Below are 20,071 nucleotides of genomic sequence, written 5' to 3'. Positions count from 1 at the left end.
TTATACCCTCCCTTAATTCTCACCATTTATCCGTGAACCAGGATGGACGCTTATGATAATAAAAGGGACTTTTAAAATATTATTGAACTGTATATCCGCCGTCGATGACAGCAGCTTGACCTGTAATACTTTTGGCCTTTTCACTAACAAGAAAAATAGAATAATCAGCAACTTCTTGCACTTGAAGCAAGCGTTTCTGAGGAACAAGTGGATAAATGACTTCTTCCAGCGCTTTTTCTTTTTCAATGTTTCTCGTTTTAGCAAGGTCCTCCAATTGGTTTTGGACGAGGGGTGTATCCACGTATCCAGGGCAAATCGCATTAACCGTAATTCCGTGATCTGCACCTTCAAGCGCAGTTACTTTTGTTAAACCAATCACTCCATGCTTTGCACTGTTATACCCGGCTTTTCCAGCAAATCCAATTATCCCATTGATGGATGCCATATTCAGAATCCGCCCGTACCCTTGTTTTTTCATATGAGGAAAAGCATGTTTAATCCCGTAAAACGGACCCTTTAACATGATATCAAGGATTAACTCGTATTTTTCGCTAGGAAATTCTTCGACTGGAGCTACATGTTGAATCCCGGCGTTATTCACGAGAATATCAAGCTTTCCAAACTTATTGATGGTTTCCTCAATCGCATTTTTCACATCATCTTCTTTGGCGACGTTTGCTACCACTCCCTCAACCGTATGTCCTTGAGAGCGTAACTCTTCGACTGACTTTTGGAGAGTCTCTTCGTTAATATCGTTGAGCATAACTTTTGCTCCTGCTTTGGCGAACTCTGTTGCAATTTCAAGCCCGATTCCTTGTCCAGAGCCGGTAATCAAAGCTGATTTGCCTTCAAGCATTTCAATTCCTCCTTATAAAATACACTCTATCCTTAATTTGCCCTTTTCTAAGGAAACATTCACAAAAAAAACTCAGCCCTAAACATGGCTGAGTTTTTTTACTTAATATAGCTTTCCTTGACGGTACATAATGGTTGATAATTTCGTTACTGAGTGGATATAACAGTTCTGTCTTAAAGGATATGGGTCACCAAAGAATTGCGGAAGGATTGTATCCAAAGTCCCTTTCAGCTTACTGAAAAGCCTATTAAAAACTTCATCCTCCGTCAAAAACTGTGCTTCTCTTCCCTGGACCCATTCATAATAAGAAACAATCACGCCACCCGCGTTAGCTAATATATCCGGAATAATCAATACACCTTTGTCAGCAAGGTATTTATCTGCTTCCTCTGTGATAGGTCCGTTGGCACCCTCGACGATAAGTTTAGCTTTGATATCCTTCATATTATCTTGGTGAATCTGATCTTCTAATGCTGCCAGGATAAGAACGTCAACGTCCATTGTTAACAGATCATCGCGTTTCATGATGTCTGCAACCAGCTCATGATCAGCCAGTTCTTCAACTGTGGATGGAAGCTCTCCATTATGTTCTTTCGCATATTGGACCAGTCCTGGGATGTCAAGCCCTTCTTGATGGTACAGCATAACGTTAGCATCACTTACGGCAACCACACGGTTTTGAAGATAGTGACACTGGTAGGCCTCAAGAGCGGCAACAGAGCCCAGACTTCCGAATCCCTGCACTGCAATTTTCAGCTTACGATCAGCATGATCCAGAGCTGTATGGGCAAAAATATTTTCGGTATCGCCCAGCCATTTTCTATGTTCATTGAGGAAATTATTCATCATATATCGGAAAGTGTAGTAGACCCCTTTCCCCGTTGCTTCCCGGCGACCTAGTGATCCACCATTCAATACGCTTTTCCCAGTAAAGCTATTACGGTAAGGTTCTCCGGGATGGATATTCTTGAATTCCCCCATCAGCCAATCCATTTCCCGCTCTCCTGTTCCTACATCCGGAGCAGGTATATCCTTGTCAGGGCCCAAGATATCATTAAAGTACTGTACATACTTTTTACATATTAGATTGAGCTCTTTGACACTGTATTCTTTCGGGTTGATGACAACTCCCCCTTTACCGCCCCCAAAGGGAAGTTCGTGAAGAGCATTTTTCAATGTCATCAGTTTTGCTAAATTAGATACTTCATCTTCATCCACTGATTCATGAAATCGAATACCGCCTTTATAAGGGCCTACCGTATCGCTATGCTGAACCCTAAACGCTGGGATCCGCACGATCCTGCCATTTTCAGTAGTGATTCTTAAGAAAGATTTATGAACATGATTTGGAGTTGAAAGTAAGGCGACTAACGAATGGTAAGCCTGTTCTCTAGTTTGTGCTTTCAAATCTGGAAGAAACGACTCATCTTCCATAATTGCCTTTAAGGACTCTTCAATAATCGTTTGTTGTCTCTGCATTCTATACCCTCCATTCTGATCAATTCGTCCCGTGTGAATATCCTTATCTACAGGCCCATTCCCTAAACAGAGGCTATAAAACGTTTCCCTCAATAAAAAAAGCCCTATCAAAGGGGCTTTTTTTAACCTAAAATATTATATCCTGAGTCAACATAGACAATTTCTCCTGTTATCCCTCGCGAAAGATGACTCATCATGGCAAGGGTCATGTCACCGACTTCTTCTTGTGTAACATTCTTCTTCAATGGAGAGGTTTCTTCAATTTTATGAAGGATTTCGTTAAAACTCGGCACACCTTTTGCTGCAAGAGTTCGCACAGCTCCCGCCGAAATCGCGTTTACTCTAATTTCATTTTCTCCTAAATCAGAGGCCAAGTACCGTACTGTCGCTTCCAAAGAAGCTTTTGCAACTCCCATCACATTGTAACCTTCCACCACACGCTGAGCTCCGAGGTAACTCATAGCGATCAGGGTGCCTCCCTCTGTCATGTAGGGCTGACTTGCCTTTGCAACGGCAACAAGGGAATAAGCGCTTGTATCTTGAGCAAATGCAAAACCGTCACGGGAAGTTTCGATAAAATCCCCTTTAAGGTCTTCCGCATGGGCAAAGGCTACCGAGTGGCACACTCCATGGATTACATCAACTGCTTCACCGATTTCCTTGAAAGCCTCCTTAATGCTGTCGTCACTGTTCACATCGCATTGCACAACGGCTTTTGCTTCCAGTTGATTGTCTTCAAGCAGCTTCACAAGCTTTTTATAACTTCTTTCTTTTCTATATGTAAAAATAACATTGGCCCCTGCTTGATAAAGGGATTTTGCTACTCCCCAAGCCAGGCTCCGTTGATTGGCTACGCCCATCACCACAATATTCTTATCTTTCATTTTCAATATATCTTCCATAGTAACCTCCAAAAATCTTTTTTCTTAGTTATACCTTAACATAAAGGGGATTGTCTACTTTTCCTCCATTTCTATATGAGCAAACCTTCCATCAAACGTATGAAAACGAGGGCCTTTTACGATCTTTACAGGGTCCTTAAACATCGGTCCATCATAGACGAATGAATGAAATTCTCCATATTCTCCGCAAGGGTCTATAGCCGATGATAAAGAGGACAAAAATTCAGGATCATACTGTACACCTGGTATTTTATTATCCATCTTCTCAGTGTCCACCGTGGTAATGACCGCCCGAAATCCCTGTTCTATCAGATGCTCAGCCACATTTTTAGAATTCATGCCCCAAAGAGGGTAAAGTCCTTTCATCCCAAATTTTTCTACTAACTGATCACGGTAGGCCTTAATATCTTCAAGAAAAAGATCAGCATAAACAATGTGGTTTATTCCTCTTGCTTTAAAATAATGAAACAAATCATCCATTTCTTGTTCATATCTCTCATTTGAAGCATGAGGTGGAAGAGTAATGATCTTTAAAGGAAGACCCATAGCCTCCGCCTGTTTCTTGAGAAGATCCTGTTTCACTTCATGAACAGGCAGCCTTGTAGATTGGGCAGATATGGTTGAAAAGATCCCTTCCACATTATAATGTTCATCTTGCATCATTTTATATAAAGCCAGGGCAGAATCTTTACCTCCGCTCCAGGAGACCATTACTTTTTCTGGCATCTTCCCCCTCCTCTATTAATGGAAATGCAAGGCCATATGAACCAAATCTTCCTTCCCCTCTCTCTTACGGATATAGTCTTTAAAACAGCCTTCAATTTGGAAGCCAAAAGATTCATAAAGAGAAATGGCCCGCTTATTAGAACTCATAACATTCAAGCGTATGATGTCAATATCCTCTATATTCTTACACCGTTTTATCATTGCTGTCACTAGTTTTCTCCCTATTCCATTCCCACGTGCGTTTTTCTTCACATTCACTCCAAATGTCCCCTGATGATTTGTTGAAGAAAGTGTACCACGGTCAAAATTCAAGAAACCAACAACCTTACTTTCCACTTCAGCAACAAGAAAGAAATCTGGTTCCTTATAGCTATCGATCCAATTTCGCTCCTTATCCAGGGATGCGTGAAACTCTAAAGGGTGTTTTAATCCATAGCCTTCATCAAGGATCTCTTTAGTAATCTCTATCGTCTCCACCGAATCAACTGGTGTCCCGCTACGAATGATACACTCTTTCCTTCTCATTTCTTCCCGCTCCAATAAGCACCATCTTCCATGTGAGCAAACGGAATATCGGTGTCCACTTCTCCGTAAATCCTTTTTTCTTCAAGATCTGTTCCATTGATCCATTGCAAAAAGTCAATTTCTACAGGCTCCTGGTCCCCGCCAAGTGCAAACCAGGCTTTATCCTCCCTAGGGAGATAGCCAGACGTATGAATCGTTCCTGCCCAATTACTGTAAAGGTTTGAAAAAACTCCACGATTCGTATCGTTCATCAACCGGAATGCATCATAAGCATTTTTAACCTGATCACGGTTCGAATGAATGACCTCCATTCGTTTCATGGAATCGACAAGATGGTTTCTGTTTTCTTTTGTCATAATTTCAAAATGGTTCGTGCATACGTTCGACTCTCTTACTTCAATTCCTCTCGGAGATGCTTCGACCACATATGACTGATTACTCTTGTCGAACACAGTGTAACTGAATGAATGACGGTGTGGGATTTCACGAAGCATATCGACAGCTTCTTCCACAGAAGCACATGATTCGAGTATTAAACGCCCTATCATACAACATATGAAACCATCTCCTGGTCGTTTTCGGTGCATAAAGTTATAACCCATCACAAGACCTTTTTCATTCATTCCGTCCATTCTCCCTGTAACGCGTTGAGTCGGCCCTATCATACTATACCCTTGATCCGTTGGTTGAAAAAGAATATACCGACCTTCATAGGTCTTCGGCATATAATCATAGTTTCTTATTAAGAACCCATCCCCTGTCATAATTGAACAGCCGCTTCGCTTATAATCAATGCGATACCCGCCAAATTCCATCAACACTTGTTCTATGGGCCACTCCAAAGCGTCACGCAGACCATAAAGTTCATCCCAAACGCCCGGAGCAAAACAGGTAATCGCTTCTTTCACTTCCTGCTCTTCTACTATGAAACGAGGTTTTCGAATACGCCACTGTTTCTCCCTATTCTTAACTGTCCAGGAATCCTTCAGCAGTTTGCCCTGATAGAAACCGAACTCGTAATGTGTACCACGAAATTGTATGAGATCACTATGTATTGGTTTCATAATCGTTTCCTTTCTATGATGTCCATGCCTTCAATTTATCAGATTTAAACCAAAATGGAAACGGACATGACTATTAGAATAGCTAAAAGTGGAAGATACTAAGCTTATCTTAAATTATACTTTCTTCATTCATACTTTTTTCTGCAAAAAGGGAATGAAGAATCCAGAAAAGCTGAGAATATTTCATTATTCATTCTAGTCTTTCGACGCTAATTTTGGTACTCTAAAGGTTGTAAGAATCAGAAAGCGTTTACCGAAAAAAGGGAATCACCTGTTCGATCAGGAGATTGATTATTATAAAGGTGGTGGAACAAGATGAAAAAAGTCGTTATTTTGGGGGGCGGCTACGGTGGTATGAATACATTGCACGGGTTGCTTGACCAACTTCCTGAAGATGTACATATTACTGTAATCGACCGCAATCCTTACCATTCATTAAAAACTGAATTTTACACCATTGCGGCAGGTACAGAGTCTGATCGTCATGCACGTGTTGACTTTCCTGAGCATGAGCAGGTCACCTATGTGTTTGATGAAATTGAAAAAATTGACACAGAAAATGAAACCATCGCCATAAAAGGCGGCTTAGAAAGCCTTCCTTATGATTATTTATTGATTGGGCTTGGCTGCGAGGATAATTACCATGGAATTGAAGGAGCACGAGAATTTACGGAGAGTGTGCAGACATTTTCGAAAGCCAGAAGTGCCGGTTTTGCGATCAATAACCTTGGAGCCTATGGAAAAATCACTGTTGTTGGGGCCGGCCTAAGTGGAATTGAAGTGGCCTCAGAAGTCCGAGAAAGTCGTCCTGACTTGAATATCCGTTTACTGGACCGGGGAGAAACTGTATTGAAAGCCTTCGATTCAAAAATACAGGATTATGTTGAGAAATGGTTCAAGGATAATGATGTGGAAGTCATTCATAAGGCTAATGTAGAATACGTTGAAAAAGATGGCGTATGTAATAACGGGGTATGTTATATAAATGATGTAACCGTATGGACAGCAGGTGTTCGTCCTAACTTCCTCGTCAGAGAACTTCCTTTTGAAAAAGATGACCAAGAAAAAGTCATCGTCAATGATTTTTATCAGGTCCCTTCTCACCAAAACGTTTATGTTGTGGGAGATTGTGCCTCATCAGAACACTCTCCTAGTGCCCAGCTTGCCGGACAGCAGGGTGAAAAAGTCGCTGAGGTTCTTCACGCTGTTCTTAGAGACCGCGTTCCAGAACGTCCGTCCGCTGTGAAATTAAAAGGAGCACTAGGATCCCTTGGTAAAAATGATGGATTCGGAAACATGCTCCAGAAACCGATGACAGGTGTCCTGCCGCGCCTTGCAAAGTCTGGCGTCCTCTGGTTAAGCAAGCGCCATTAAAAAGATCGATCACATGATCATGTGATCGATCTTTTTTTCTTAAACAGGTGACTTTTCCAATAATCCACCGAGATATTTGGCAAGCTCCAACATACCGTATGTTCCCGCTTTAGCTTCAGCATCTGAATTATAATTAGTATTCGTATTTACATCATACGTGTATAAATAACCATCTTTATCCTGGATTGCCTCAATTCCTGCTACCTGAATATTGTTCTCCTGTAAGAATTTCTCGTAATCGTCAATGATAGCCGGACGATAGTCTTTCAAGATTTCGAACTTCGCTTTTGGTGTTTGTGGTTTAGAATCTGTCGGGCAATACAAATCGTCAATTGAACATGCATCTGCCGGGCATAACTCAAACCCTTCGGATGTGTCCACCTTCACCCCATAAACAAATTTTCCACCGACAAATTCATGACGAACGATATAAGGTTCAGGTGCTTCTATATATTGTTGAATCAATGTAATTCCATCCACAGGCTCTTCAAAAGAGTCCCCATTCAAGTACTGATTTAAGGCTTCATTAGAATGGAAAAGCTGAACGCCCTGCCCTTTTCCAGCACGGTTATGTTTGGTGATGAACGATTCCATATTCAATTGCCGGGAAGCTTCCAAAATATTTTCTTTCCCAACAGCCGAAATCGTTTTAGGTGTACGGATACCTGCTTGATTTAAAGCCATATATTGATTCACTTTACTTACTTCCAACCTCAATGCACGGCTTCCATTAACCACTGTACGGCCGTGACGCTCCAGCCAGGCGAGAACAGCTTCTGTGAATTCAGGTGCATACCTGTGATTTCTCGTATGTGAAGATGCACTTATGCGGTTATAGAAAATACCTTCCGGAGGCTCGCTCGTTAGATCAAGTGTTCCCTGGTCTAGGTGCCACAGCTCATAGGGAAGGTTAAGCTCTTCTAATCTTTCAGTTAAATGATCCGTCCACTCGTCGTTTTCGTGAAGGATGTATATCTTACTCATGGAACCCATTCCTTTCTATCTCTTCTTACTCCCATCATATCATAAAAAACCGATAAGGTTACTAGGAATGACCTCCATAAATGGGATACCCTCTCTCCCACTAAAGCTCCTTATCCAGAACTTTCACGGAATAGCGGCTTCCCGGTCCCCCATTACCATAATGATTAGCTCTAAACTCCTGTAAAACAGCAGAAGGGAGCGTTCATGAAAATGACTCTACAGCAACGTTATCATAGAGTTTTCACATTTGCCGGTAGATCACATGGAGTATGATTCTGATTCTCACATATGGCAAGGGGCATTGGGGAACAGGGAGACTCCTCCAGGAAGAGCAGTTGGTGAGATTCTGAAGAGCTTCAGCTCGAGGGGACTCACTTAACACCCCTGGGAAGCGAGCCGTTCCCCAACGTCCCTTCCCCATCACAATATATCTTTCTCTAAACTTTTAGAAAATGCCCTAAGCGTATATCTTTATTTTTCAGCCCTGTCTTATATAAAAGAATACCGCTTTTCCTATCGTTGGAAAAGCGGCTAAGGAGGCTATCCTGCTTTTGTAGTAATCCATTCTTTTTCATTCTTCACTTTTTGTTTAATCACTTGCCACACAAACCATGTAACTACGGCAAGCCAGATAATAGACCCGATAATCATGGAAGTGGAGTACTCTAATCCAAATCCTTCGGGAGCATAAAAGATATAAGAACTTACAACAGCTGTCATAAACAAAGCTGGAACACTGCAAATCCAATGAAACTTATGATTTTTTAATAGATACATAGCGCCTGTCCACAGCATAACAGTCGCAACGACCTGATTGGACCAACCCACATATCTCCAGAGAAAACTGTAATCCATCTGTGTAAGCATGAAAGTCGGGATGGCTACAGGTATGGCAAATAGGATAGGTGTCCATTTCCCTTCGAACTTCTTTTTACTTACCTCACGAGCAAAATCAACAAGCATCATACGTGAAGAGCGTAATGCCGTATCACCAGTTGTTATCGGCAATATGATAACACCAAGTACGGCTAAAATGCCTCCAAGGGTGCCGAGCGTAGTATTGCTAATTTCGTTAACTACCCCTGCTGGGCCTCCTGCTGCCAATGCCGATTGAAGTCCGCCTGTACTGCCAAAGAAGGTCATACCGGCAGCTGCCCAAATCAAGGCTATAATTCCCTCAGCAATCATAGCTCCATAGAACACTTTCCTTCCTTCACTTTCTTTTTTCAATGTCCGTGCCAAGATCGGGCTTTGGGTACTATGGAAGCCAGAAATAGCTCCACAAGAAATTGTCACCATCAACATCGGCCAAATCGGCAATTCATCAGGGTGAAGGTTGCTGATGGTCAAATTCGGGATCGGGTGATCAAAGAAAAACATCCCTACCCCGATGGAAACAGCCATGAAGATCAATATAGCTCCAAAAATCGGGTACACCTTTCCAATAATTTTGTTGATTGGAAGAAGTGTCGCGATTAAAAAATAAGCAAAAATGAGTAACACAGATGTAAAAAATCCCAGCGGTGTAACTTCCGCCATTAATTGAGCAGGCCCCGCTGTAAATGCCGCCGCCACTAATATCATAAGAGCAATAGACAATAGATTAATAACTGATTGTGCAGGCTTTCCTAAATACTTCCCTACTAATGTAGGATACTGGGCACCGTTATGACGGAGAGAAAGCATACCAGAAAAATAGTCATGAACAGCTCCAGCGAAAATAGACCCGACGACAATCCAGATAAAAGCTACCGGCCCATACAAGGCTCCTAATACTGCTCCGAATATAGGTCCAAGCCCAGCGATATTCAGTAATTGGATGAGACTCGCTTTCCACCAGCTCATCGGCATATAATCAAAGCCATCATTCTTCTCGTATGCAGGGGTCTTCTTCTGATCATTGATTCCGAAAATTCGTTCAACCACCTTTGCATAAACAAGATACCCGACAATAAGTAAAACTATGGATGCGATAAATGTGATCATCGCTGAGCCTCCTTTCAAATCATATGAATGTAAGGAGTATTCTAGCGCTGAAATTGTCGAATCACAACCCATTTTCTGAATATTTATATTTTATTCTTTTTTTTCTTAAGAATAAAACGCTTGCACCGTTATTAACTATATGGGTTCATTGAGAGGAGATGATTACCTTATGAAGGGGCAGGTTCCGTCAAATGATTCTTTCTGGCAACCTTCGCTAAGTAACATCGTACTTTTTCTGCTATGTCCCTAAAATAATTATATTCTGCACAAAAAAACCTTCTACGAATCCGTAGAAGGTTTGCATGGCTATATAACCTGCCATCCTAAAGAAATGGTTAAGTTTCCCGCAGTCGTTACGATTGCTAGGATGGCATTGTCTCTAAAATACCATATTTACTCCATCTAATCAAATGTAGATGTCTCCTATGTAGTCTCATCTATTTAATTAGTGCCTTAATACTTTGTATATCTCTACGATTTAATAGTTCATCTAACTCTTGAGATATTTTCAAAAGTTCCTCATCTTCAGGGTTATTTTTATAAATTTCATACATATGGGATCTTAACTCTTCAATTTGTTGTTCTAAATGCTCTTTATAGGGCATGTTTTCAACTCCTTCTTTCATAAGTTCCCCTTAATTTTTCCTCTAAACTAAAATCGGGGGAGGGTTTAAAAGTCCTTTACTCATTTAAATATTGAAAACGAACTAGTGATAATATCGGCTACATTTGTTCAAAATGTAAGGGACTCATTGGCTGTTATTGTCGATATTTCCTGGGTAATGGAAACTATTCCTCTATCAAGAAAAGAATGATAGGATGAAAAGAAACCTATTAAAAGGAGTGGCACTAATGTTTACAGCAGTTTCAACCAACCAAGCCCCAAGTGCGATCGGTCCCTATTCCCAGGCTACAGACCTCGGAAATATCATCTTCATCTCTGGTCAGATCCCTTTAGATCCAGCCACAATGGAGTTCGTATCTGAGGATGTAAAAGAGCAAACACATCAAGTTATGAAAAATATACAGGCCATACTGAAAGAAACGGGACTCACCTTCAAAAATGTCGTTAAAATGAACATATACTTGGACTCAATGGATGACTTTTCTATTGTCAACGACGTTTATGCCAGCTATTTGAGTGATCCTTATCCTGCTCGTGCAGCCGTAGAGGTAAGTAAACTTCCAAAAGGAGCAAAAGTAGAGATCGAAGCCATTGCGTTTAGAAAATGAGGAACCATTATAGATTTCGATATCCCTTGATTTTTTATGGGCATTTTCATAAAAAGAAGCAGAGCTCATAAGCTCTGCCTCTTTTGTGATGGTGATGTTCTTAGTCCTCATCTTTTACATCTGGATCCTCAGGAAGCGGCTCTCTCAAATATTCCTGAATTACCTCCCGGTAGCTTTCCATCTGCTCCAGGTGATTCTGAAACTGATTTTTATTAATTAAATACTGCTTTCCATCGTAGATTGCTTTAATTTTATTATTTAATATAAGGTGGCGGAGATAGTCTTCAGGGAGCTCTAGGTATTCAGAAGTTTCTTCAATCGTCAAATACATATGAATCACCGTCCTTGTCCCTTTTATCATATCATCTCTCCATATAAGCTATTGTGCAAGTATGGGTGGTCATTTGGCTCAAGACCTTATAACCCCATAATAATTGGTGAATGATAGAAAAAAGCCTTTCCTTTAAAGGAAAGGCTTTCGATTTTTGTCGCGAATATACCGACGACCACATTCGTCGTTTAGCTTCAAAAAGAAGCATATACTTCGTCTTACACAAACAGCTCATCGCTAAATAAATATACCATGGTTTGGCTAGGTTAGCAAGAGATTTTTGTATGCTCATCCTATGCTATACTAAGTCTACAAAAAATTCTCAGGAGGAACTTATGCTTACATTTGAAGAAAAATTAAACATCATTGAAGAATTTCCAGAGCTTGAGAAAAAGGAAATTTCTCTTGGAAGAGTGAATTTTCATTATGAAGAAAGTCTGTATGAAAAAAAAATCGTGGTCTATCGCTTACACCCTAATGGCAATGGTTTTATTTTTGCAGGAGAAATAGAAGGATACCCGACGGATGAGAAAGGGATGGTCAACATCAAGGAGCTAGGAGCAGATGAAATCCGCACATTACTCAGAGAGGCCATCGATTCCTTATCCCTTTCACCTGCTGAAAAAAATCCTGTTATGGAAGAGTGGCTGAATGACAACGATCAGTCTCTTGTCTTAATGCGTGAAGAGGACGGATTTAATGTTTATGCAGAAGAGCAATTAGAAGGTACATTTAACTCCTATGAAGAGGCGGTCAATTTTCTTGAGCAGGAAGGTTTCAGCCGCCTTTGACCACCTACTGAGCCGTTTTACGGCTCTTTTTTATGCTTCTTTTTTGTCCAACACGATCAACCACCTCACTTAAAGCATAATGTATTGAAGAAAGGTGGCGTTTTTTTATGTATACGTATCCTTATTACTATAGGCAGCAGCCTTCGGCTACTTCAAATATCCTCTCTTATGCTAGAGGTGATGTGAATGGTGATTTTATTGAAGATCAAGTGTTCCTTGTCGGTGAAAAGACATCTGACAGCCCCTACATCACCAACATTACACTTGTTATCCAAGATGGCCAAACGAACCTATTCTACAGTGTGCCATTAAAGACAAATATGGGCTACCAGCCCCGTCTCTTTTTAGGTGACTTTACTGGAGATGGAGTGGATAACATTTTAATAAGCATGGACTCCGGCGGCAGCGGTGCCTTCGGGTATTATTATTTGTATTCCTTTGTAAACAATAAACCTAAGGTACTATTCGACTATGAGGTCTTCGATGGGCAGTTTAATTATGAGGTGAATTACCAAAACAACTATAAAGTGGAAATCATTAACAAGACCCTGCAGCTGTCTTTCATCATCGACCTAAGTAATCGTGACCCGGAATACTTATCGGAAATTTATCACAGTGATGGGAAACTGAAATCTCCGTTACAGGGATCAGTGTCAGGGTTAAACACCCTTTATCCCGTGGATTTTGATGGGGACGGAGTATATGACTTATATGCATTCCAGCGTATTATTGGACGTTATAATGCTGATGGGTTAGGACTCGTGCAAACACCATTAACTTGGAAAAATACCCATTTCGCCCCTCTGTTTAATAATCAATACGTTGCCGTGTTAGGCATAAGTACAACTTCGTAAGTCAATCCCCCTCTCGTACCGGGTACAAGAATCTATAATGATTAGGCCTGAGCCTCCTTTCATTCCCCGCACCATGAGAAAAGCGCCTGACCAAATTGGCAGGCGCTTTTTTTATTGAAGGTCTTTTTTCATGGTGATTAACTCCCTTGGCTTTCCTCTAAACCATTCTCTCTTTTTCTCTCTAGTGGTTTGAAATCCATTCTTTTTAAAAAAGTGTAAACTGCGGGTGTTATCTTCATAAACCTCAGCAAAAACATGCTTGATTCCAAAGCGCTCATAAATTTCATCTAAAAATAAGAAAAGCGCTCTTGTCCCTACGCCGCTATTTCTTTTTTCAGCAATAACCATCCCTATAAAATCTTTTTCCGTCGTCCGAAACAGTTCCACTTTTCCAATAAGCTGGCCGTCTAACAAAACAGCTCTCAAATATAAATTAGGTTTTTCACCATTTAAATAAGCTTTATAAGCATGTAAAAACTGTTCATAGGTACGTGGGACGTCCACCCCAGTTTGAACTTGCAGTTTTTCATCCCGTTCCCATTCATGAAGGACATCTAAATGGCACCGTTTAATTTCTGTTATAGCCACATCCATAACTAATCTCCTCTTCAATAAATAGGATCTGCAGAATTGAAATGCAGAATCGAGTATGACACGTTAATACTTGTAATTCCCTATATGCATGATTTTGAACCACTAATCCTGAACAGTAAACTTAGGAAAGCGAATCATGATAGCTGCAAGGCCTGAAACGGCAAGTAAAATAGGATAGAAACAGTATGGAATAATACTGACTGGAGAAAGACCAGCTACTCCTGCAACGGATAATAGTTGCGCTCCGTAAGGGATCAATCCCTGAACCGAACTTGAAAAAATATCTAAGAGGCTTGCAGATCTTTTAGAACGGATATAAAAACGGTCAGAAATTTGTTTGGCAAGGGGGCCTGCAGTCATGATGGATATGGTATTGTTGGCTGTAGAAAGATTGATCGCACTTACTAGGCCAGCAATACTAAACTCTCCCCCTCTACTTGAATGGGCTCTTCTGCTGATCTTATAAAGCAGATAATCAATCCCTCCATTCTGACGGATTAATTCTACGAGACCGCCAAGCAGAATGACTAGCAGGGACAATTCCTGCATTCCTTCGAATCCTTCCCCCATAAGTGTAATAAATTCCATCAGCGAGAACTCCCCCATTATAAAACCGATGATTCCCGCAAAACTTATACCTCCCATAAGAACATATATGACATTCACGCCAAGAACCGCGAAGATAAGCACACCAAGATATGGGAGTACCTTGAGTAAATGAAAGGGATGATCATCTTGTACAGTTGATGCGGCATCTGCAGTAATAAAACCAAAAATGACCGCAGTCACAATAGCTGCCGGCAGGACAATAAAAAAGTTTGCTTTGAACTTATCCTTCATTTCTGTCCCTTGCGTTCGAACTGCTGCTATTGTGGTATCTGATATGATAGATAGATTATCTCCAAACATGGCACCACTGACAATCGCTCCCATGGTCAGCGCCACAACAACATCCGTCTGTTCGGCGATCCCCATCCCTATCGGAGCTAGAGCTACAATGGTTCCGACAGATGTCCCCATCGATATAGAAATGAAACAAGAAATAACAAACAACCCTACAATCAGAAGATTTCCAGGAAGAATACTTAATCCAAAATTGACGGTTGAGTCCACAGCTCCCATTCCTTCAGCCACCGTGGAAAAAGCACCAGCGAGGAGAAAAATAACCACCATCAAAATGATGTTCGAGTGCCCTCCTCCTTCTGTTAACTGTTGAAATTTTGTTTGAAAGTCTACTTTTCTATTCATAAATAACGCAACAAGAATGGCGGCAAACACGGCCACAAGAACAGGCATCTGATAAAAATCTCCGGTTATTATGCCTGATCCGATAAAAAGAACAATGAAAACAACAAATGGAAGCAATGCCAACCCGTTGCCTTTATTTAACTCCTTTGCTTTCACAATCACACCTCTTTTACTCCTTTAATTTTTTCAGCCACTACTTACATTATCTTTCAGAAGCTCTTTCATACTCTACAACACCTGTCGCCCTCCTATCAACCACTATAGATTGTAGCTCTTCTTCAAATAAGTCTGGAGACGTAGGAAATTTACGTCCAAAGTTTAAGGTCAAAAGGAATCGAAACGACTATGCTAAGGAGGTACTGAATCATTTGTAAAATTTTTCATTAAATAAGATTTTTTGCTCATGTTTAAATGAGTTCAGTATATACTTTATTTTGTGTGAGTAAAAAGGAGGAGAGTTTAATGAGAGCCCTTCAGTTCATTTTACAGAGAAAAATTTTCATCGGACTTGTAACCACCCTCATCCTCATGATCGGCGGATATGCTTTGCTGAACATGGATGAAGAGCTCATGCCCCCTATAACTATGGATGGTGGGTATATCAATATCGACGCAGGAAATCAGTCAGCTGTTGAAATCGAACGCACGATTACAACCCCACTGGAAAGACAATTAGAAAGTGTGGAAGGCATTGAGGAAATTCGTTCGACATCTTATGACGGACGCAGCACCATCCAATTAACATTTTCACGGGATGAAGGAGATGTGGCGATAAAAGAAGCTGAATCCATAACTAATCAAGTAACGTCAACGATGAATATTGACCGTGTCGAATCCGGACAATATGGTACCACTCAAAGCTATCAATTCTTCCTGGATCTTTCTGGTGGGGACATGGAAACAATGAGCGCTTTCGCCACAAATACTTTAGAACCTAGACTAGAAGAACTACCTGAAGTTCGAGATGTTGATATCCTTGGCATTCAAAAAAAGGAAATGAATGTAGCATTTAACCGTGAAAAATTACAGAAGCATGGTTTACAAATCGACCAAGTCATCCCTATCCTCCAACAAGCAGATGAAGAATCTACCTTAGGGGAATTATCAGGAGAGGAAGGTTCCCCCTCTCTTCGATGGCCCTCATCCATTGAGAATACTTTAGAAATGAAAAAACTCAGCATCCCTGTTCCATCAGGATTTATTACCCTTCAAGACATTGCTACCGTTTCTTTACAACCTCAAGAACAATCTTCCTATGTATGGAAAAATGGCGGCAAAGACTTTTTATTTGTTCAAATAGGCGGTTCTTCCAACTTCACAGAAATCGAGACAGCAGCTGCCGTTCGAGATGAAATTAGAAATATGGAAGAAGCGGAACTCTTTGATGGATTTTCTTTAAATGAAGTCGTTGCCCAGGCTGATTACGTCGAAGATTCGATTAATGGTGTTACAAATAACATTCTCATCGGCGGCCTGATTGCCATCGCTATCCTGTTAATTTTCCTTAGAAACCTGAGAGCCACTGTCATCATTAGTATTTCCATCCCCACATCCATTTTACTCACCCTCACTTCGATGTGGCTCCTTGATTACAGCTTGAATATGTTGACTCTCGTCGGTCTCGGGCTTGGAATTGGCATGATGGTGGACTCTTCTATCGTCATTCTGGAGTCGATCTATAATAAGAAAGAAGAAGGGTTAACTGGGATGGATGCCGTATCTTCCGGTATCAAAGAAGTGGCTACAGCTGTTCTTGCTTCTATGCTCACAACCATTGTCGTCTTCCTTCCGATTGGTCTTCTCGGTGGAGAGGTCGGTCAATTCATGATCGTTCTATCCGTTGTTGTCGCCATTACATTAATAAGCTCCGTTATGATTTCCTTTACCCTGATCCCCTCTCTGTCCGAGAAATTTTTAACGATGAGAAAAAAGAAGCGCCAGAAAAAAGATGGACCGATTTTAAAGTTTTACGATCGCTTAGTTTCATGGACGGTCCGGAAGAAGCGGAATAGTTTAGTTGTTCTTGCACTTTTTACAATGTTGTTTGTCAGCTCCCTTTTTCTGGTTACGAAAATCCCGATGACCCTCATGCCTGATGTCTTTAACCGCTATGCTGAATTAATGATAGAGGTGGATGAAGGTCTGTCCCAAGATGACAAACAGGAAATCGTCACTGCCGTTAATCATGAGCTTAAAAATATTGATGACATAGAGTCGAACTATATGATGGATTCTGGTGGAATGTTATATACCATTATCAATATGACTAAAGATGACCAAGTGACTACAGAACAGAAAGATGTAAACGAACAGATTTTCAAATCACTACGCACCTTAGAAGATAAATACCCTATTAAAAATGTTGCCAGTGTCATGGATGGAGGGGCTGCTTCCCCAGTTCAAGTCCACATAAAGGGGGAATCATTTGAACGATTGCAACAGCTGGCAATAGATTTCAAAGCCAAGCTTGAAAATATTGATGGTATTGCCGCCAGTCAAACATCTATAGACCGTATGTCTGAAGAAGAAATCGTCCAATTAAATAAAACCGCCATGGAAGATGCCGGGCTTAACGAAATTCAAATTCGTGAAATGGTTCAACAAAGTTTCCTTAACCAACCCATAGGCGAGCTTAAAATTAATCAGAAAAATGTCCCGTTGCTCATTAATTGGGAAAGTCCCATCGATTCTAAAGAAGCCCTTCTGGGCATCTCCGTTCCCATGACAGATGAGAAAAAACTTTCCGACTTTCTCACATTCGAAACCGTTCAGACACCCAATGAAATCAACCATATAGATGGCGAAAGATATATTACCGTTTCTGCTGATATCGAAGGCCAGGACCTTGGTTCCGTCAATCGAGACGTCCAAGGTATCATCGACGACTTTGAAGCACCTCTGGGTTATAGCCTGACAGTAGCAGGGGATTTAGAAGCACAACAGCAAATGATACAGGAAATGCTGCTTATTATAGGAATTGCAGTCTTCCTTGTCTATCTTGTGATGGCCGTGCAGTTCAATCATCTTTTTCATCCGCTTATTGTTATGGCTGTCATCCCAATGACAGTAGTCGGTGTTATTCTCGGATTGTTTTTGACTCAAAGAGAATTAAGTGTCATGTCAGCTATGGGCATTGTTATGTTGATCGGAATTGTATTAAATAATGCGATCCTTTTCATTACACGGACCAACCAACTTAGAAAAAATGGACTCGCGGTAGATACAGCTCTGATCGAGTCCGGAAAAGACAGAATCAGACCGATTTTCATGACGAGTCTGACAACAGCCGGGGGGATGCTCCCTCTAGCTCTTGCCTCTGGGAGTGCGGGAAATTATCAAGCCCCCATGGCTACAGTGATTATTTCAGGATTGTTGTTTGCCACATTTCTCACCTTGCTGCTTATTCCAGCCATTTACCGGCTTTTCGCAAAAAAGAAGGAAAGCACAACCAATGAGCTCCCTGAAGAAACGGTGATATAAACCCCCACAAAAAATATAGGAGGAGCGAAACTTATAGTGTAATGACCTCCCCTATTGTAAATAAGGCGCAGCTGAAATTTTCAGCTGCGCCTTTTTATGAATTCTTTCCATCCCTATTCTTTTTACCAAAGAATACTAAACTCCACTCGATGGAAACCCTTTGCTTATCCTACACCTTTCATTCCCATATTCAAAAGAACAGTAGATGAGCGAGCAATGCCGCAATAGGCAATGTAATAATCGTACGTTGCAGGAAAATGATGAACAACTCTAAGAAATTAATTGGGATTTTAGATTTAATTAACAGAATCCCTATTTCAGACATATAAATCAGCTGCGTCAACGACATGACCCCGATAATAAAACGAGTCAGTTCAGATTCGATGCCACTTCCTACAACTGCCGGAAGGAACATATCGGCAAAACCGACAATCATCGCTGGAGCAGCTTCCGCCGCCTCCGGAATCTGTAGTAAGTTCAACAATGGAATGAATGGATAAGACAGCCATGTGAATACAGGCGTGAATTCAGCGATAACCAGCGCGACAGTACCAAGCGCCATCACAAGAGGAATCAGCCCAAACCAAATATCCACGACATTAAATATCCCTTTTCTAGCAACGGCCCCAGCACTTTTCACTTGATCCGCTTTTGCTACCGCTTGATCAATCCCAAAGCGGAAAGTTGACGTCCCTTTAGGAACCACTTCATCAATCTGCTTTCCTACAGGCTCATGATATGTTTCTTTTTTTCTGGAAAGCGGTGGAATTCTAGGACAGATGACCGCCGCTACCACTCCACAAACCATAACGGTAAAATAAAAAGAAACAAACATATGATCAATCGCTAAAAATTTCGCTATGACGAGACTAAAAGCAATGGATGCAATAGAGAAATTACTTGCTACGACAGCCGCTTCTCGTTTAGAGTAATAGCCATTTTCATATTGCTGGGTCGTTAACAATACTCCTACCGTTCCACTTCCCATCCAAGATGCCATAGCATCAACAGAAGACCTACCCGGCAGCTTGAATAATGGATGCATGACTTTTCTTACAATCGTTCCTATAAAATCCATTAACCCAAATTCTAATAAAAGCGGCATGAATAAACTCGCAAATAAAAACCAAACCATTAAGACAGGAATCAAATCATAGAGAACAACCCCGCCTGTCAGTTCTGACCCTATATAAGAGGGTCCAATTTCTGCAAGAGTCATCAAAGCAAAAATCGCACCGATAATACGCAAGACGATCCAAAATGGGCCCACATCAAAAATATGAGATATAAAAGGATGATTTCTAAAACTACCTTCTGTGCCTTTGACAACTAGACTTCCTAAAGCAGAGATGGCAATGACTATAGTCATGAAAAGTGGTATATACGGGCCGATCGCTCCCTGCAGGCCATCTGCCATCAAACCTAAACCAATTGTCACTCTCCCATCAACAGAAATGGGCACAAGAAATAAAAAAACACCAATTATGGATGGGATGAAAAACTTCATCCATTGTTTGGTCGTGTAGGATGTAGATTCTTTCACAGTGTTGTTCACTTTCGTCTGTTGAACAGCCATATTTCGCCCTCCTCTGTATTCTTTATGCATAAAAAAGTATAAATAAACATGATTCGATAGTTAATAAC

At 41.0% G+C, this 20,071-nt stretch carries 18 protein-coding genes; 5 read left to right on the top strand and 13 right to left on the bottom strand.

The window, feature by feature from the left end; all coding sequences use genetic code 11:
* Positions 1-79: 79 nt before the first annotated feature.
* The 6 genes from BLW54_RS12155 to BLW54_RS12130 all read right to left on the bottom strand — a co-directional run bounded on the left by BLW54_RS12155 (position 80) and on the right by BLW54_RS12130 (position 5,552).
* Positions 80-856, bottom strand: a complete 777-nt coding sequence (locus BLW54_RS12155) for a 3-hydroxybutyrate dehydrogenase (RefSeq protein WP_035508477.1) — start codon at positions 854-856, stop codon at positions 80-82.
* Between the two features lie 102 nt (positions 857-958).
* Positions 959-2,335: a Glu/Leu/Phe/Val family dehydrogenase gene (locus tag BLW54_RS12150; protein ID WP_035508475.1), complete on the bottom strand. Its 1,377-nt coding sequence runs from the start codon at positions 2,333-2,335 to the stop codon at positions 959-961.
* Between the two features lie 122 nt (positions 2,336-2,457).
* Positions 2,458-3,237, bottom strand: coding sequence for an enoyl-ACP reductase FabI (gene fabI, locus BLW54_RS12145; RefSeq protein WP_035508473.1), 780 nt, complete (start codon positions 3,235-3,237; stop codon positions 2,458-2,460).
* Positions 3,238-3,291: 54 nt separating this feature from the next.
* On the bottom strand, positions 3,292-3,963 hold the full coding sequence (locus BLW54_RS12140; protein ID WP_035508470.1) for a Dph6-related ATP pyrophosphatase: 672 nt from the start codon (positions 3,961-3,963) through the stop codon (positions 3,292-3,294).
* Between the two features lie 15 nt (positions 3,964-3,978).
* Positions 3,979-4,488 (bottom strand): GNAT family N-acetyltransferase, encoded by a 510-nt coding sequence (locus BLW54_RS12135; protein WP_051744124.1) that lies wholly within the window; start codon positions 4,486-4,488, stop codon positions 3,979-3,981.
* Positions 4,485-5,552 carry a C45 family autoproteolytic acyltransferase/hydrolase gene (locus BLW54_RS12130; RefSeq protein WP_035508468.1) on the bottom strand — a complete coding sequence of 356 codons (1,068 nt, stop codon included), beginning with the start codon at positions 5,550-5,552 and terminating at the stop codon, positions 4,485-4,487. The genes BLW54_RS12135 and BLW54_RS12130 overlap by 4 nt, the downstream gene beginning before the upstream one ends.
* 315 nt (positions 5,553-5,867) lie before the next feature.
* On the opposite strand from BLW54_RS12130, the gene BLW54_RS12125 reads away from it, so the two are divergent.
* Positions 5,868-6,926: an NAD(P)/FAD-dependent oxidoreductase gene (locus BLW54_RS12125; protein WP_074734979.1), complete on the top strand. Its 1,059-nt coding sequence runs from the start codon at positions 5,868-5,870 to the stop codon at positions 6,924-6,926.
* Positions 6,927-6,965: 39 nt separating this feature from the next.
* Here the strand turns inward: BLW54_RS12125 and BLW54_RS12120 are convergent, their stop codons facing one another.
* The 3 genes from BLW54_RS12120 to BLW54_RS12110 all read right to left on the bottom strand — a co-directional run bounded on the left by BLW54_RS12120 (position 6,966) and on the right by BLW54_RS12110 (position 10,522).
* Positions 6,966-7,910, bottom strand: a complete 945-nt coding sequence (locus tag BLW54_RS12120) for an ATP-grasp domain-containing protein (RefSeq protein WP_035508465.1) — start codon at positions 7,908-7,910, stop codon at positions 6,966-6,968.
* 540 nt (positions 7,911-8,450) lie between these two features.
* Positions 8,451-9,896 (bottom strand): carbon starvation CstA family protein, encoded by a 1,446-nt coding sequence (locus BLW54_RS12115; RefSeq protein ID WP_074734976.1) that lies wholly within the window; start codon positions 9,894-9,896, stop codon positions 8,451-8,453.
* A 437-nt stretch (positions 9,897-10,333) separates the two neighbouring features.
* On the bottom strand, positions 10,334-10,522 hold the full coding sequence (locus BLW54_RS12110) for an aspartyl-phosphate phosphatase Spo0E family protein (protein ID WP_035508461.1): 189 nt from the start codon (positions 10,520-10,522) through the stop codon (positions 10,334-10,336).
* 226 nt (positions 10,523-10,748) lie between these two features.
* Between BLW54_RS12110 and BLW54_RS12105 the strand changes: the two genes are divergently transcribed.
* Entirely contained in the window at positions 10,749-11,129 is a 381-nt protein-coding gene (locus BLW54_RS12105; RefSeq protein WP_035508459.1) for a RidA family protein, read from the top strand.
* Between the two features lie 100 nt (positions 11,130-11,229).
* Here the strand turns inward: BLW54_RS12105 and BLW54_RS12100 are convergent, their stop codons facing one another.
* Positions 11,230-11,460, bottom strand: coding sequence for an excisionase family DNA-binding protein (locus BLW54_RS12100; protein ID WP_035508809.1), 231 nt, complete (start codon positions 11,458-11,460; stop codon positions 11,230-11,232).
* Positions 11,461-11,795: 335 nt separating this feature from the next.
* Between BLW54_RS12100 and BLW54_RS12095 the strand changes: the two genes are divergently transcribed.
* The gene (locus BLW54_RS12095) at positions 11,796-12,251 is read left to right on the top strand and encodes a hypothetical protein (protein ID WP_035508458.1); all 456 of its coding nucleotides are present in this window, start codon (positions 11,796-11,798) and stop codon (positions 12,249-12,251) included.
* Between the two features lie 107 nt (positions 12,252-12,358).
* Entirely contained in the window at positions 12,359-13,105 is a 747-nt protein-coding gene (locus tag BLW54_RS12090) for a YybI family spore inner coat protein (RefSeq protein WP_074734973.1), read from the top strand.
* Between the two features lie 111 nt (positions 13,106-13,216).
* On the opposite strand, the gene BLW54_RS12085 is transcribed toward BLW54_RS12090, so the two are convergent.
* Entirely contained in the window at positions 13,217-13,699 is a 483-nt protein-coding gene (locus BLW54_RS12085; RefSeq protein ID WP_074734971.1) for a GNAT family N-acetyltransferase, read from the bottom strand.
* 102 nt (positions 13,700-13,801) lie between these two features.
* Entirely contained in the window at positions 13,802-15,103 is a 1,302-nt protein-coding gene (locus tag BLW54_RS12080) for a Na+/H+ antiporter NhaC family protein (protein WP_035508808.1), read from the bottom strand.
* 306 nt (positions 15,104-15,409) lie between these two features.
* Here BLW54_RS12080 and BLW54_RS12075 point away from each other — a divergent pair, with 306 nt between their 5' ends.
* Positions 15,410-18,427, top strand: a complete 3,018-nt coding sequence (locus BLW54_RS12075; protein WP_074734968.1) for an efflux RND transporter permease subunit — start codon at positions 15,410-15,412, stop codon at positions 18,425-18,427.
* A gap of 190 nt (positions 18,428-18,617) precedes the next feature.
* Here the strand turns inward: BLW54_RS12075 and BLW54_RS12070 are convergent, their stop codons facing one another.
* Positions 18,618-20,003, bottom strand: a complete 1,386-nt coding sequence (locus BLW54_RS12070) for a YjiH family protein (RefSeq protein WP_074734965.1) — start codon at positions 20,001-20,003, stop codon at positions 18,618-18,620.
* Positions 20,004-20,071: the final 68 nt, after the last annotated feature.

It is taken from the genome of Halobacillus karajensis (assembly GCF_900108515.1).
In the GTDB taxonomy this organism is placed as follows: Bacteria; Bacillota; Bacilli; order Bacillales; family Halobacillaceae; genus Halobacillus; species Halobacillus karajensis.
This window is presented reverse-complemented; position numbering and strand designations above follow the sequence as displayed.